General features: G+C 71.9%; 11 protein-coding genes and 2 riboswitches. Of the genes, 5 read left to right on the plus strand and 6 right to left on the minus strand.

All coding sequences use genetic code 11. The annotated features are described in order from the left end of the window. Positions 1–100 precede the first annotated feature (100 nt). Positions 101–2,323 carry a 5-methyltetrahydropteroyltriglutamate--homocysteine S-methyltransferase gene (gene metE, locus AB0G50_RS30425; protein ID WP_360115408.1) on the minus strand — a complete coding sequence of 741 codons (2,223 nt, stop codon included), beginning with the start codon at positions 2,321–2,323 and terminating at the stop codon, positions 101–103. A 119-nt stretch (positions 2,324–2,442) separates the two neighbouring features. Further along, positions 2,443–2,665: riboswitch (cobalamin riboswitch) on the minus strand. A gap of 43 nt (positions 2,666–2,708) precedes the next feature. After that, positions 2,709–3,494, minus strand: coding sequence for a hypothetical protein (locus tag AB0G50_RS30430; protein WP_360115411.1), 786 nt, complete (start codon positions 3,492–3,494; stop codon positions 2,709–2,711). Between the two features lie 106 nt (positions 3,495–3,600). Between AB0G50_RS30430 and AB0G50_RS30435 the strand changes: the two genes are divergently transcribed. Both AB0G50_RS30435 and AB0G50_RS30440 read left to right on the plus strand, forming a co-directional pair. Next, positions 3,601–4,206: a helix-turn-helix transcriptional regulator gene (locus tag AB0G50_RS30435; protein ID WP_360115414.1), complete on the plus strand. Its 606-nt coding sequence runs from the start codon at positions 3,601–3,603 to the stop codon at positions 4,204–4,206. Between the two features lie 9 nt (positions 4,207–4,215). Further along, entirely contained in the window at positions 4,216–4,593 is a 378-nt protein-coding gene (locus AB0G50_RS30440) for an SgcJ/EcaC family oxidoreductase (RefSeq protein ID WP_360115417.1), read from the plus strand. Between the two features lie 6 nt (positions 4,594–4,599). Here the strand turns inward: AB0G50_RS30440 and AB0G50_RS30445 are convergent, their stop codons facing one another. Then, complete coding sequence (locus tag AB0G50_RS30445) at positions 4,600–6,090, minus strand: hypothetical protein (protein ID WP_360115420.1); 1,491 nt, start codon at positions 6,088–6,090, stop codon at positions 4,600–4,602. 103 nt (positions 6,091–6,193) lie between these two features. Continuing rightward, positions 6,194–6,415: riboswitch (cobalamin riboswitch) on the plus strand. 116 nt (positions 6,416–6,531) lie between these two features. Here AB0G50_RS30445 and AB0G50_RS30450 point away from each other — a divergent pair. Next, positions 6,532–9,342 carry a ribonucleoside-diphosphate reductase subunit alpha gene (locus AB0G50_RS30450; protein ID WP_360115423.1) on the plus strand — a complete coding sequence of 937 codons (2,811 nt, stop codon included), beginning with the start codon at positions 6,532–6,534 and terminating at the stop codon, positions 9,340–9,342. Next, positions 9,339–10,409, plus strand: a complete 1,071-nt coding sequence (locus tag AB0G50_RS30455; RefSeq protein WP_360115426.1) for a ribonucleotide-diphosphate reductase subunit beta — start codon at positions 9,339–9,341, stop codon at positions 10,407–10,409. Before AB0G50_RS30450 ends, AB0G50_RS30455 begins: the two co-directional genes overlap by 4 nt. A gap of 43 nt (positions 10,410–10,452) precedes the next feature. On the opposite strand, the gene nrdR is transcribed toward AB0G50_RS30455, so the two are convergent. Continuing rightward, positions 10,453–10,926 (minus strand): transcriptional regulator NrdR, encoded by a 474-nt coding sequence (gene nrdR / locus AB0G50_RS30460; RefSeq protein ID WP_360115429.1) that lies wholly within the window; start codon positions 10,924–10,926, stop codon positions 10,453–10,455. A gap of 163 nt (positions 10,927–11,089) precedes the next feature. Then, positions 11,090–12,055 (minus strand): quinone oxidoreductase, encoded by a 966-nt coding sequence (locus tag AB0G50_RS30465; protein ID WP_360115432.1) that lies wholly within the window; start codon positions 12,053–12,055, stop codon positions 11,090–11,092. Positions 12,056–12,134: 79 nt separating this feature from the next. Between AB0G50_RS30465 and AB0G50_RS30470 the strand changes: the two genes are divergently transcribed. Next, the gene (locus tag AB0G50_RS30470) at positions 12,135–12,752 is read left to right on the plus strand and encodes a TetR/AcrR family transcriptional regulator (protein WP_360115435.1); all 618 of its coding nucleotides are present in this window, start codon (positions 12,135–12,137) and stop codon (positions 12,750–12,752) included. Between the two features lie 334 nt (positions 12,753–13,086). Here the strand turns inward: AB0G50_RS30470 and AB0G50_RS30475 are convergent, their stop codons facing one another. Next, positions 13,087–14,349 carry an MFS transporter gene (locus AB0G50_RS30475; RefSeq protein ID WP_360115438.1) on the minus strand — a complete coding sequence of 421 codons (1,263 nt, stop codon included), beginning with the start codon at positions 14,347–14,349 and terminating at the stop codon, positions 13,087–13,089. Between the last annotated feature and the right edge of the window lie 119 nt (positions 14,350–14,468).

Genomic DNA, 14,468 nt, shown 5'->3' on the forward strand with positions numbered 1-14,468 from the left:
CCCTCTCTCCCCCTGCGCGCCCCCCCCCCTGGGGGGGGGGGGGCCGGCCGGCCTTGCCGGGGGGGGGGGGGCCGCCCCGGCCCCCCCCCACCACGTGCGGTCAGAGGGAGTCGCGGACCCGGCGCGCGGCGGCGACCAGGTTGCGCAGGGCGGGTTCGACCTCCGCGTAGCCGCGGGTTTTCAGGCCGCAGTCCGGGTTGACCCACAACCGGTTGCCCGGCACCGCCCGCGCGGCGGCCTCGACCAGTGCGGCGACCTCGTCCTCGGTCGGCACCCGCGGCGAGTGGATGTCGTACACGCCGGGCCCGACACCGCGTCGGAAACCGGTGGCGCGCAGGTCTTCCAGAACCTCCATTTTGGACCGGGCGGCCTCGATGGTGGTGACGTCCGCGTCCAGGCCGTCGATCGCGTCGATGATCTCGCCGAACTCCGAGTAGCACAGGTGGGTGTGCACCTGGGTCCCCACCGCCACGCCCGACGTGGCCAGCCGGAACGAGCCCACCGACCACTCCAGGTACGCCTGCTGGTCGACCGCGCGCAACGGCAGCAGTTCGCGCAGCGCGGGCTCGTCCACCTGGATCACCGCGATGCCCGCGGCCTCCAGGTCGGCGACCTCGTCCCGCAGTGCCAGCGCGACCTGGTCCGCGGTCTCGGCGGACGGCTGGTCGTCCCGGACGAACGACCACGCCAGGATCGTCACCGGTCCGGTCAGCATGCCCTTCACCGGGCGGTCGGTCAGCGACTGCGCGTAGGTCGCCCACGGCACCGTGATCGGCTCCGGCCGGGACACGTCGCCGTGCAGGATCGGGGGGCGCACGCAGCGCGAGCCGTAGGACTGCACCCAACCGAGCTCGGTCGAGGCGAACCCGTCCAGGTGCTCGGCGAAGTACTGCACCATGTCGTTGCGCTCGGGCTCGCCGTGCACCAGCACGTCCAAGCCGATGTCCTCCTGCACCGCGACGACCCGGGCGATCTCGCCGCGCATCCGCTCGGCGTACTCCTCCGCCGACACCGTCCCCGACTTCAGCCCGGCCCGCGCGGCGCGGATCTCCGTCGTCTGCGGGAACGACCCGATGGTCGTGGTCGCCAACGGCGGCAGGGCGAGTCGGGCCTCCTGGGCCGCCGCGCGGTCCGCGTACGGCGCGCGGGTGCGGTCCTCGGCGGTCAGCGCCGCGATCCGGGCCCGGATCCGCTCGTCCCGGCGCGGGCTCGCGGTCGTGTCGGCCGACCACTCCCCCGGCGTGCCGTCGCGCAGCGCCCGACCGAGCAGCACGACCTCGCGGACCTTCTGCCGCGCGAACGCCAACCGCGACCGGACTTCCTCGTCCAGCCCGGTTTCCGCGTCCAGGTCGTAGGGCACGTGCAGCAACGTCGAGGAGGTCGAGACCACGACCTCGGCCGCCGAGTCGCGCAACCCCGCCGCGGCGGCCAGTGCCGCGGCCAGGTCGGCCCGCCACACGTTGCGACCGTCGACGACGCCCGCCACCACGGTTTTGCCGCGCAGGCCCGGGACGTCCGCGAGACCGTCGGCGGTGCCCGCCACGAGGTCGACGCCGATCGCCTCGACGGCCGTGTCGGCCAGCACCGACAGGGCCGGGCCGAGGCTGCCGTAGTAGCCGGTCACGAGCAGTTTCGGCCGTGCGGCAAGGGAAGCGAGCCGCGTGTAGGCCCGGCGCAGCGCCGCCAGGTCGGCGTCGGTGCGGTCGGCGGCGAACGCGGGCTCGTCCAGCTGGACCCACTCGACGCCCTCGGCCGCGAGCGCGCCGAGCAGTGCGGCGTAGACGTCGACGAGCTCGTCCACCCGCGCCAACGGGTCGATTCCCTTGGCCAGCACCAGGAACGTGACCGGACCGAGCAGCACCGGACGGGTTTCCAGGCCGAGCGCGCGGGCCTCGCGGTACTCCGCCAGCGGCTTGTCGCCGGCCAGTCGGAACGTGGTCTCCGGACCGATTTCCGGTACCAGGTAGTGGTAGTTGGTGTCGAACCACTTCGTCAGCTCCCACGGCGGCGCGTCCGCGTCACCCCGTGCCGCCGCGAAGTACGCGTCCACCTCGTGCTCGCGCCGGTAGCGGTCGGGCACCGCGCCGACGAGGAACGCCGTGTCGAGAACCTGGTCGTAGAAGGAGAACGTGTTGGACGGGACAGAGTCGAGCCCGGCGTCCCTCAGCTCCGCCCACGTCGCCGCGCGCAGGTCGGCGGCGGTGGCGAGCAGGGCGTCCCGGTCGATCCGGCCGGCCCAGTACGCCTCGACCGCGCGCTTGAGCTCCCGGCGCGGTCCGATCCGGGGATAGCCGAGCACAGTGGCGCCGATACCGCTTGTCACAAGCTCTACTCCTCGCGAGCGTGCGTGAAGTCCGGAGGTTTCGCGGGCACGCTTCGCGGGCGGCACGGGGCCGCGTCCGCACAAGCCTTCCCACGAGGCTTCCGGACACCGCGCGCCCGGCGGGCGCGCGGACCGGTGGCAGGTCTTCGGACTCACGGGCACGCGCGCCCGTGCGGGCGCACACCTACCGGCCGTCGCTTCCCACGCTCGCGCGCAGTGCTTCGTTGACGGCTTCCGTTCCCGTTCACCGCTGCGGGACAGTCCCGGACTCGCACCGGGTTCCCTCTTGCCTCGCGGCCTCCGACGTTACCGAGGTCGCGAACCACCAGCAGTCGCAGCGTAACGCATCGTGGGACGCGCTCCCGCGCACCGGGAAACCGCAGGTTCACGCCGTGGGCGCGGACCACTCCCGCGTTTCGAGGTCCGGCTCCGCGCGGAGTTCCGCGATCAACCCGCGCGACCCGCCGACCCTGGTCGCCCACAGGTCCCAGTCGGTGTGGAGGAACCAGGACCGGTCCGCGGGCCACAGGCACGACGGCGTCGCCGCCTTCCCGTCGTCACCCTCGAGGAGGTCCGGCACGGCGTCGAGCGGTCCGGTCAGCACCACCCGGTGCTCCCACTCGTCCACCACCGCCGCCCCGTAGAACGCGTGGCAGACCGCCTCGCCGCCGCCGACCGAGTGCCGGGCGAGGACGCGCAGCAGTGCCCGCAGGCTCGTCTCGTCCAACGACCCCTCGGTCGGCGGCCTGGTGTTGGCGGGCCAACTGTCCACGGGGAACCAGCGGTGGCAGGGCGGCACGACCCGGCCGCCGCCCAGCGCGAAACCCCGGCGCAGCGCCCACTCCGTCCACCGCACCCGCCGCCACCCGGCGCCCGGGTCCGCCGCGTACCCCAGCGGCACCCCGGTGGCGACGGTCACCGCGTCGAGGTCGAGGCCGCCGACGACCACCGGTGCGACCAACCCCAGCGCCGACAACCGTTGCCGCTGCTCGTGGTGCGTCGGCGGCGGACCGTCGACCGGCCACTCCCACAGGGCGTGGAGCACCCACGTCGAGTCCTCCCACCCCGAGCGGTCGTAGCCGGTCACCCACCCCGAACCCGCGTCACCATGCGCCAACCACTCCACGTGCTGGTCGACGTCGGCCGCACCGACCCACCGCGCTTCCGCCACACCGCCATCCTGACCGGCACCCGGCTCCGCCGCGCCCGAATTTCCCACTATGGCAGGTTGCCATAGTGCGGACTGCACTATACGGTTCACGGCACGAGGAGGCGCCGTGACCACGTTGCCCAGAACCGACCGCGACCTGGTGGGGTTGACCGTGCTCGCCCTGCTGTCCCAGGGCGAACGGCACGTCTACGACATGCACCGGCAGATCGTCGACACCCACAAGGACTTCGTCACCGGCCTGCCGCGGAGCATGTACCACGCCGTCGAGCGCCTCACCCGCGACGGCCTGGTGGTCGCGGCGGACACCAGCCGGGAGGGCAACCGGCCGGAGCGCACCCCGTACCGCCTCACCGACGACGGCCGGTCCGAGCTGCGTGCCCGCACCCGCCGGCTGATCGCCACGCCGGACCCGGACACCACGCTGTTCACCGCGGCCCTGTCCTTCCTGGGTTGTCTCCCGGTCGCCGACGCGCGCGAGGCGTTGCGGAGCCGGGCCTCGACCCTGACCGCGGCCGCCGCCGGGATGGGGTCGCAGCTGCCCGACCTCCAGGCGCGGCTGCCTCGACTGCTGCTGGTGGAGCTCGAGTACGAACTGGCCCGGGTGACCGCGGAGCGGGACTGGGTCCGGGCGCTGCTCGCCGACCTCGACAGCGGCGCGCTGGACTGGCCCGACGACCTGTCCCGGCTGTTCACCCACCGTGAAACCGACTGAGGAGAACCGATGTCCGACACCACCGAGATCCGCGACCTGCTCACCCGGCTGACCGACGCGTGGAACGCGGGCGACGCCACGGCGTACGCCGAGCTGTTCACCCAGGACGCCGACTACATCACCTGGCTCGGCACCCGCGACACCGGCCGGGCCGCCATCGAGGCCACCCACCGGTTCCTCTTCGACGGGCCGCTGAAGGGGAGCCGGCTGACCGGGACCGCGGACTCGACCCTCGACATCCGTCACCTGGCACCGGACGCGGCCTTGGTGATCACCGACGGCGGCCGGGCGGAGCAGGCGTCCGTCATCACCCTCACCGCCGTGCGCCAGGAGGACGGCTGGCGGTTCGCGTCCTTCCAGAACACCAGGAAGACCGCACGGCCGTGACACCGGTCAGCGCGTCGCCCCCAGGTGGAACCGCAGCGCGCGCGTCCGGGAGGCACCGAGGACGGGTTCGGCCGCGGTGATCAGCGCGGCCAACTCCTCCGCGCGCGAACCCCGCGGCACGGCGTAGGTCGTCGCGGCGTCCCGTTCAAGCCAGGCGGTGAGGTCGCCGCGGGCGTCGGCCCGCAGGTCGGGGTCGGTCACGAGCCGCAGGTCCACGGCGATCCTGGTCCACGGGCCGTGCGCCCGGAGCAGGCGGTAGGCCGCGGTGCGGACGTGGCGCGGGTGGTGGTCGTCGAGCAGGCGCCCCAGCTCGCGCTCGTCCAGCGCTTCCGCTTGGCGCAGCAGGGAAAGCGTCGCCTGGCGGGTCACCGAGGAGACCGGGTCGGTGAGCAGCGGCAGGAGCGGGCCCGGCGACGTGACACCGAGCCGGCGCAACGCGCGCACCGCCTCGGCCCGCCCGCGCGAGGACGGGTGGGCCAACCACGGCCGGATCAGGTCGGCGTCGGCCGGGGACCCGGTGTCGCCCAGGCCCGCGATCACCGCGGGGTCCGGTGGCCGCCGGGCGAGCAGGTCCCGGTACCGGGCGGCCGGGTCGACGCCGGCCCGCCGCACGAGGGCCTGCGCGACCGCGCGCACCAACCCGCTGCGGTCGGCCAGCGCCGCCTCGGCGTCGACCTCGTTCCCCAACGCCCGCACGGCTTCCGCCCGCACCGCGGCCGTGCCGCCGGCCAGCAACCGCCGCGGCACGTCCTCGTCGCCGACCGCCCGTGCCGCCCGGATCGCCGCCTCCGCGCACCGGATCCGGATCGGCAGGTCCCGGTCGGTCGTCGCCGCGCGCACCATCCGGTCGAGACCGAGCCGTCCCGCCGCCAACCCGACCGTGTGGGCCGCCCGCCTGGTCCGCCGATCCCGGGCCGCCAACCCGGCGTCCAACGCCTCCGGCGGCCCGGCGCGGAACCACTCCTCCAGCGCGTCGGCGAGCCACCCGCCCACCCTCCGGTCCCGCAGCAGGAACGCGACCGGCGCCAACCCGACCGCGGCGGTCGGCGCGCGGTCGAGGGTCCGCCGGCACACCGGGCGAGCCCGTTCGCGCACCTGCGGCACCCAGTCCGCCGCGCGGAGGGCCACCACCGGCAGCAGCACCTCGTCCTCCCGCTCGGCGATCACCGCGACCGCCGCCTCCCGCACGAAACCGTTGCGGTGGCACGCGGCGAGCAGCACGTCCAGCACGCCGGGCCGATCACCGGCGAACCGCTCGGCGGCCTCCTCGGCCCACGTGGAGGGGTACCAGGACCTGCGCCGAGCCGCGCCGTCCAGCGCGAGCCACACCCGCGGGTCCGCCTCGACCAGCACCTGCGCCGCCCGCGAGATCGACTCGGCGTCCCCGCTCCGACCGACCGCGAGCAGCACCGACCCGAGCGCCTCGCCCGCGTCGGCCGGTCCACCCACCGCGCCGTCGACCGCGCGCCGCACCTCGTCCACCGGATCACCGTCCACGGCAGGAGGTTCCCAACCCGGGCCCGTCTCGCGCCACCGGGATTCGAAGGCGGCGTGCGGCACGCCCATGTGGGGTCGTGTTGCAAGCCGATCTACAACATGTAGTGTTCCGCCCGTCGATGGTTCCGACGCCCTCCCCGAGGGCGGAGGAGGCAAGAGGGAACCCGGTGCGATTCCGGGACTGCCCCGCAGCGGTGAGCGGAAACAACCGCCGTCATTGAGCACTGGGAGCACTCGCTCCCGGGAAGCGACGGCCAGTAGGTCCGACTGGAGCACAGTCGGGTGTCCGCGAGTCCGAAGACCTGCCACCGATGCGCGCGCCGGCCGGCGTGCGCGTGTCCGGGGCCTCGTGGGCGGGCCGACACGGATGGTGTGCTCTCGTGCGCGCCGCTGTGGGGTCGCCGCGTGCTCCGGGCCGTTGAGGCTCGCGAGGAGAGGGCTTTGTCGACCACAACCACTGGTGTGCCGCAGGTGCGGGTGATCCGCCGCGACGGCGGCGTCTCGACGTTCGACCCCGGCAAGATCCGGGTCGCGATGACCAAGGCGTTCCTGGCGGTGGAGCGGGACGCGGCGGCGCACCTGCGCCCGCTCGTGGCGGAGCTGACCGACCAGGTCGAGTCGGCGCTGCTCAAGCACGCCCGACCGGACACCGCGCTGCACATCGAGCAGATCCAGGACCAGGTCGAACTGGTGCTGATGCGCGGCGGTCACCACAAGGTCGCCCGCGCGTACGTGCTCTACCGCGAGGAGCACGCCAAGGCGCGCGCGGTCGTGCCGGTGGCGCCCGAGTTCCGGGTCACCGGCGCGGACGGCGCGCTGCGACCGGTCGACTGGGACCGGATCGCGGTCGTGGTCGGCGAGGCGTGCGCGGGCCTGGCGGACGTCTCCACCGAGCAGGTGATCGCCGAGGTGCGCCAGGTCCTCTACGACGGCATCACGGTGGACGAGCTGGCCGTGGCACTGGTCATGGCGGCGCGCACGCTGGTCGAGACCGAGCCGAACTACTCGTTCGTCGCCGCGCGCCTGCTGCTCGACCGACTGCGTCGCGAGGTGCTGACCCGGATCGCGGGTCGACCCGTCGAGGCCACCGGCGAGCAGATGTCCTACGTGGACTACTTCCCCGACTACGTCCGGCTCGGCATCGAGTTGGACCGGCTCGATCCGGAGCTCGCCACGTTCGACCTGGCGCGGATCGCCGCCGCCATCGCGCCGGAGCGGGACGCGAAGTTCGACTTCCTGGGCATGCAGACGGTGTACGACCGCTACTTCCTGCACGACGGCGGCGTGCGCTACGAGCTGCCGCAGGCGTTCTTCATGCGGGTCGCGATGGGGCTGGCGCTGCGCGAGGACGACCGCGAGGCGCGCGCGATCGAGTTCTACGAGCTGCTCTCGACGTTCGACTTCATGTGCTCCACGCCGACGCTGTTCAACTCGGGCACGACCCGCGCCCAGCTGTCGTCGTGCTTCCTCACCACCGTCGACGACGACCTGAAGAGCATCTTCCAGGGCTACCAGAACAACGCACTGCTCGCGAAGTTCTCCGGCGGCCTCGGCAACGACTGGACCCCGGTGCGCGGCATGGGCGCGCACATCAAGGGCACCAACGGCGAGTCCCAGGGCGTCGTGCCGTTCCTGAAGATCGCCAACGACACCGCGGTCGCGGTCAACCAGGGCGGCAAGCGCAAGGGCGCGGCGTGCGCGTACCTGGAGACCTGGCACGTGGACGTCGAGGAGTTCCTCGACCTGCGCAAGAACACCGGCGACGACCGGCGGCGCACGCACGACATGAACACCGCGAACTGGGTGCCCGACGAGTTCCTGCGCCGCGTCGAGGCGGACGCCGAGTGGACCCTGTTCTCCCCGGACGAGACCGCCGACCTGCACGACCTCTACGGCCTGGCGTTCGCCGAGCGCTACCGGGCCTACGAGCAGGCCGCCGACCGCGGCGAGATCCGGGTGTTCCGCCGGGTCAAGGCGGTCGACCTGTGGCGGCGCATGCTGACCATGCTGTTCGAGACCGGCCACCCGTGGATCACCTTCAAGGACCCGTGCAACCTGCGGTCGCCGCAGCAGCACGTCGGTGTCGTGCACTCGTCCAACCTGTGCACCGAGATCACCCTGAACACCAGCGCCGACGAGGTCGCCGTCTGCAACCTGGGCTCGGTGAACCTGGCCAACCACGTAGGCGCCGACGGGCTCGACGTCGACCGGTTGCGGCGGACCGTGCACACCGCGGTCCGGATGCTCGACAACGTGATCGACATCAACTTCTACACGATCCCGGAGGCGCGCCGGTCCAACCTGCGGCACCGGCCGATCGGGTTGGGGCTGATGGGTTTCAGCGACGCGCTGTTCACCCTGCGGCTCGCGCCCGGCACGCCCGGGGCCGTCGAGTTCGCCGACCGCAGCATGGAGCACATCGGCTACCACGCGCTGTCCGCGTCGGCGGACCTGGCGCGGGAGCGCGGCAGCTACGAGTCGTTCGAGGGCTCGCTGTGGAGCCGGGGCGTGCTGCCGATCGACTCCCTGGCCCTGCTGGCGCAGGCCCGCGGCGGTGACCTCGACGTCGACACGTCGTCCACTTTGGACTGGGACGCGCTGCGGACCAAGGTGCGCGGCGGCATGCGCAACTCCAACACGATGGCGATCGCGCCGACCGCCACCATCTCCAACATCTGCGGCGTCGGCCAGTCCATCGAGCCGCTGTTCCGCAACCTGTACGTGAAGTCGAACATGTCCGGCGACTTCACCGTGCTGAACCGGCACCTGGTCGCCGACCTCAAGGCACTGGGCCTGTGGGACGAGGCGATGGTGTCGGACCTGAAGTACTTCGACGGCTCGCTCACGCCGATCGACCGGGTGCCCGACGACCTCAAGGCGTTGTACGCCACCGCGTTCGAGATGCCGTCGGAATGGCTGATCGAGGCCGGTTCGCGCCGGCAGAAGTGGATCGACCAGGCGCAGTCGCTCAACCTCTACATCGCCGCGCCCAACGGCCGCAAGCTCGACACGCTGTACCGGCTGGCCTGGCACAAGGGCCTGAAGACGACCTACTACCTGCGGTCCACCGCCGCGACCAGCGTGGAGAAGTCCACCCTGCGCGGCACCGACGGCAAGCTCAACGCCGTCCGCCCGGTCGTCGCCGCGCCCACTCCCCCGCCGACGCCCCGGCCCGCGCCCGTCCCGACCACGACGTCCGACGACGCCCTTGTCTGCGCCGTCACCGACCCCGACTGCGAGGCCTGCCAGTGACCGCGAACATCCCCGACACCACCGGCCTCGGCGACATCGAGCGCGGCGCCGGCCGGGTGCACGTCGACGACAAGGCGATGATCAACGCCCGCGCCGACGTGAACCAGCTGCTGCCCCTGAAGTACCACTGGGCGTGGGAGAAGTACCTGGCGGGCTGCGCCAACCACTGGATGCCCACCGAGGTGTCCATGCAGGCCGACATCGCGCTGTGGCGCTCGCCCACCGGGCTGACGCAGGACGAGCGGCACGCGATCAAGCGCAACCTCGGCTTCTTCGCCACGTCGGAGTCGTTGGTGGCCAACAACATCGTGCTCGCCGTGTACCGGAACCTGACCAACCCCGAGTGCCGCCAGTACCTGCTGCGCCAGGCGTTCGAGGAGGCCGTGCACACCCACACGTTCCAGTACATCTGCGAGTCGCTCGGCCTGGACGAGGGCGAGCTGTTCAACATGTACCGCGAGGTGCCCTCCATCACCGACAAGGCGGCCTGGGCGCTCGACTACACCCAGCACCTGGAGGACCCGGAGTTCCGCACCGGCACGCCGGAGAACGACCAGGCGTTCCTGCGCGACCTCGTGGCGTTCTACGTGGTGTTCGAGGGCATGTGGTTCTACACCGGGTTCGCCCAGATCCTGTCGTTCGGCCGGCGCAACAAGATGGTGGGCATCGCCGAGCAGTACCAGTACATCCTGCGCGACGAGTCGATCCACCTGAACTTCGGCATCGACACGATCAACCAGATCAAGATCGAGAACCCGCACCTGTGGGGCGAGGCCTTCCAGGCCGAGGTGCGCACCATGCTCGGCGAGGCGTGCGAGCTGGAGATCGCCTACGGCCGTGACACGATGCCCAACGGGTTGCTGGGTCTCAACGCCGACCAGTGCGAGCAGTACATGCGCTTCATCACCAACCGGCGGTGCGACCAGCTCGGCCTGGCGCCGGTCTTCGGCCCCGCCGACAACCCGTTCCCGTGGATGTCCGAGGCGATCGACCTGAAGAAGGAGAAGAACTTCTTCGAAACCCGGGTCACCGAGTACACCGCGGGCAGCTCGCTCGACTGGGACTGACCACAGGCCGCGGTCGGGGCGCGCACCGCTCCCCGGCCGCGGGTCAGGAGTTGCCGGCGGCCTCGTCCTCGCCGCGCGTGGTGCGCAGGCCCGCGATCTCCTTCTCGAAGTCCTCGACCGAGGAGAACGAGCGGTAGACGCTGGCGAACCGCAGGTAGGCGACCTCGTCCAGGTCCCGCAACGGCCGCAGGATGGCCAGGCCGACCTCGTGGCTCGGTATCTCGGCGCACCCGGTCGACCGGATGGACTCCTCGACGCGCTGGGCCAGCAGGTGGAACGCGTCCTCGTCCACCGGGCGGCCCTGGCAGGCCCGCCGGACACCCTTGACGACCTTGTCCCGGCTGAACGGCTCGGTGACGCCGGACCGCTTCACCACGGCCAGCACGGCCTCCTCGACGGTGGTGAACCGCCGACCGCACCCGGAGCACGACCTCCGCCGGCGGATCGCCTGGCCCTCTTCCACTTCGCGCGAGTCGACCACGCGGGACTCCGAGTTGCGGCAGAACGGACAACGCACTGCTGGGTCACCCTCCCCGACGCGACATCCGTTGTGTCAGCGGACATAGCAGAGAGTACTCGGCCGAGCACCGCCACCCAACCCCGGTCGGGCGGGAACCGCCGGGTCCGCGGCGGGCGACACCCCTTCCCTTTAGTCCACAAAGGACGGTGTGCGTCACCGGTCAGGGCAGCAGGAGCAGCTTCCCGGTGGTGGCGCGGGATTCCAGGTCGCGGTGGGCCCGGGCCGCGTCCGCCAGCGGGTACCGGCCGCCGACGTCGACCCGCAGCCGGCCGGCGCGGACCAGGTCGAAGAGGTGCCCGGTGTGCCGGAGCAGGGCCTCGCGGGTCGGGACGTGGTCGTGGAAGACCGGGTAGCAGACCTTGATGCTGCGGGGGAGGTCGCGCATCGCGAGCACCGGCGGGTCGCCGATCAGCGGGCCGTAGTAGAGCAGGGTGCCGTGCCGGCGGAGCACCTCCATCGAGGCGCGGAAGGTCGTCGCGCCGCCGCCGTCGAACACGGTGTGCACGCCCTCGCCGCCGGTCAGCGCCAGGACCTCCGGCACGAACGCGTCGTCGGTGGACACCACGACGTGGTCCGCGCCGACCGACCGCGCGACCTCGGCCTTGGCCCCGCTCGAGGTCAACCCGATCACCTGCCCGCCCGCGGCCTTGATCAGCTGGACCAGCTTCTGACCGAGGCCGCCCGCCGCCGCGTGGACGAGGGTCACCTGGCCCGGCGTCACCGGCGCCGCCTCGGTGGTGAAGTGGTGCGCGGTGACGCCCTGCATCAGCACGCCCGCCGCGACCTCGTCCGGGAGGTCGTCGGGGATCGGCACGGCGGTCGCGGCCGGGAGCACCAGTTGTTCCGCGTACGAGCCGTAGGCGTAGACCCAGGCGACCCGGTCGCCGACGGCGAGGTCGGTGACGCCCTCGCCGAGCGCGGCCACCCGGCCCGCGCCCTCGACGCCGGGCACGAACGGCGGGCGCACGTCCGGTGGACCGAACCGGCGGGTGCCGGTGTCCATGAAGTTCACGCCGGCCACCCGCACGTGGACCCGGATCTCGCCGGGACCCGGTCGCGGTGTCGGGCGTTCCGCGATCCGCAACTCCTCCGGTCCGCCCAACCGCTCGACCACGATCGCTTTCATCGGTTTCCTTTCCCTCGACAGGACGACGCCCACAGTCGTCCGGGTAAAATGGACCCGCAAGTCCAGAAGAGGGAGGGTCATGCGATCCGCCAGAGAACCCCGGTTGACCGCCAAGGGCGCCGCGACCCGGCGGCGCATCGTGGAGGGCGCGGCGGCCGAGATCCGGGAGCGCGGCGCCGCGGCGACGACGTTGGACGACATCTGCGCGCGCACGTCGACCAGCAAGAGCCAGATCTTCCACTACTTCCCGGACGGCAAGGAGGAGTTGCTGCTGGCGGTGGCCGCCCGCGAGGCGGACCGGGTGTTGGAGGACCAGCAGCCGCACCTGGGCGACCTCACCAAGTGGGAGGCCTGGCAGGAGTGGCGGGACGTGGTCGTGCGGCGGTACGAGAAGCAGGGCGTGCACTGCGCGCTGGGCGTGCTGATCACCGAGTTGGGCCGCAGCACCCCGGCCGCGCAAACCCTGACCGCGCAACTGGTGGAGCGGTGGCAGGCCGCCCTGCGCACCGGCGTCCGGCACATGCAGGACGCCGGCCTCTTCAAGCCGGAGCTGGACGCCGACCGCACCGCGGCCGCCCTCCTCGCCGCGGTCCAGGGCGGCGTGACGATCCTGATGTCCACCGGCCGAGTCACCCACCTCGAAGCCGCGCTCGACACCTCACTAGCCCTGCTGCGCAACGACAACCCGCCACCCTGACCCGACTGGCCGGCCCGCCGCCCTGCCGCACCACGCGCTCTTGCCGCGCAACGACAATCCGCCACTCCGCCTCCGGCAGGCTTGTCGAATTGTTCAACAATCCCCTTGTCGCACAATCCCCTCGTTCATCGCGCCCTTCTTGCATCGCAACGACAATCCGCCGCTCCGCCTCCGACAGGCCTGTCGGATTGTTCAACGATCCTCTTGCCGCACAATCCTTTTGTTCACCGATCCACCGCACCGCCCCGGCCCGAGCCGCGCCACGGGAGTTCCGTGCGGGCTCGGGCCGGGGTTGCCGACGGGTTGGAGCCGTCGGTTGGGGTGAGGATTGTTGTTATGTGGGATTGTTCAACGATCCTCTTGTTGAACCACGCTTCTCGGGTGCGGTTTCCTTGATCAGCACCGCGACCACGACCAGGACGATCGGGGCGGCGGCGTAGAGCAGGAGGGCGTTGGACAGGTTGTGGGTGGCGTCAGCGAGCACGCCGCCGAGCTGCGGACCGAGGACGCCGCCGAGGGTTTCGCCCACCGCGATCTGGAGTGCGAACGCGGTCGCCATCAGGGCGGGCGGCACCGACTCGCCCGGGACGACGTAGGCGATCAGGGTGAGCGCGCCGCCGCCCATCAGCCCGACGACCAGCGACACCAGCAGCACCGGCACCGAACCCGAGAACAGCACGAAGCACAGCGGCAGCAGTCCACTGCACACGGCCGCCACGAACAGCACCGGCTTGCGGCCGAAGCGGTCGGAGAGGGCGGGCGCGATCACGTTGCCCAGCGCGATCACGAACCCGTAGACGGTCAGGATCAGCGTCGACGTGCCCGGCGAATGGCCCTCCGCGGCGAGGTAGGTCGCGCCGAACGTGCCGAACCCGATGCTGGAGCCGATGCAGAACGTGGTGCCCACCAACGCCAGCAGAACGTTGCGGTTGGCCAGCACCGCGCGGAAGTCGCGCAGCCGGACCCGGTCACCGTCCGCGGCGCGCGCGTCCTCCTTCATGAAGATCGCCACCAGCACCGCCACCAGGATCCCGGGCACCGCCACGATCGGGAAGGCGTTGCGCCACCCCGACAACGACGCCAACCCGACCATGATCCCCGGCGCCAGCGCGCTGCCGATCACCAACGTGCCGGCGATGACGATGCCCAGGTTGCGCCCGCGCCTGCCCGGCGAGGACACCCGCGCGACCGCGCCCTGGATCAACGGCAGCGCCGGTCCCTCGCAGAACCCGATGAACGCGCGGTACAGCAGCATCGTCTCGTAGTCGGAGGCGAACCCGATCAACCCGACGGCGCACGAGAACAGCACCAGGCTGGCCACGATCAACCACTTCGTCCGCCCGCCGAACCGGTCGGACAGCATCGAGAACACCAACCCGGAGACCGCCCACGCGACCGCCGTGACCGACACCAGCGAACCCAACTGGGCGTTGGTCAACTGGAGTTCGGCGCCGATCTGCGGGAACAGGAACGTGATGCCGAAGCGGTCGAGGAAGACGATTCCCGCCGCGAAGAACATGATCGTGACGAGGGTGTTCTGCCTGCCGGCGGCGACGAGGTCCGCGTCCGGAGGGCGCACGAGCCCGGTGGTGGACATGACTGTCTCCTCAACTGGGTGGCGCGAACGGCCGCACTGCCGGTTCGCGCCGGGAAGGGGTGCCGCCGAACGCCGGCGGCCAGGGTCAAGGACGAGCGAATCCCCCGTGAAATCCCTCG

It is taken from the genome of Actinosynnema sp. NPDC020468, assembly GCF_040642015.1.
In the GTDB taxonomy this organism is placed as follows: domain Bacteria; phylum Actinomycetota; class Actinomycetes; order Mycobacteriales; family Pseudonocardiaceae; genus Actinosynnema.

What these genes read in the sequence shown, in the direction of transcription:
- AB0G50_RS30440 (WP_360115417.1), top strand. Translation starts at nt 4,216, where the DNA reads ATGTCCGACACCACCGAGATCCGCGACCTGCTCACCCGGCTGACCGAC.
- AB0G50_RS30465 (WP_360115432.1), bottom strand. Translation starts at nt 12,055, where the DNA reads ATGAAAGCGATCGTGGTCGAGCGGTTGGGCGGACCGGAGGAGTTGCGG.
- AB0G50_RS30470 (WP_360115435.1), top strand. Translation starts at nt 12,135, where the DNA reads ATGCGATCCGCCAGAGAACCCCGGTTGACCGCCAAGGGCGCCGCGACC.
- AB0G50_RS30475 (WP_360115438.1), bottom strand. Translation starts at nt 14,349, where the DNA reads ATGTCCACCACCGGGCTCGTGCGCCCTCCGGACGCGGACCTCGTCGCC.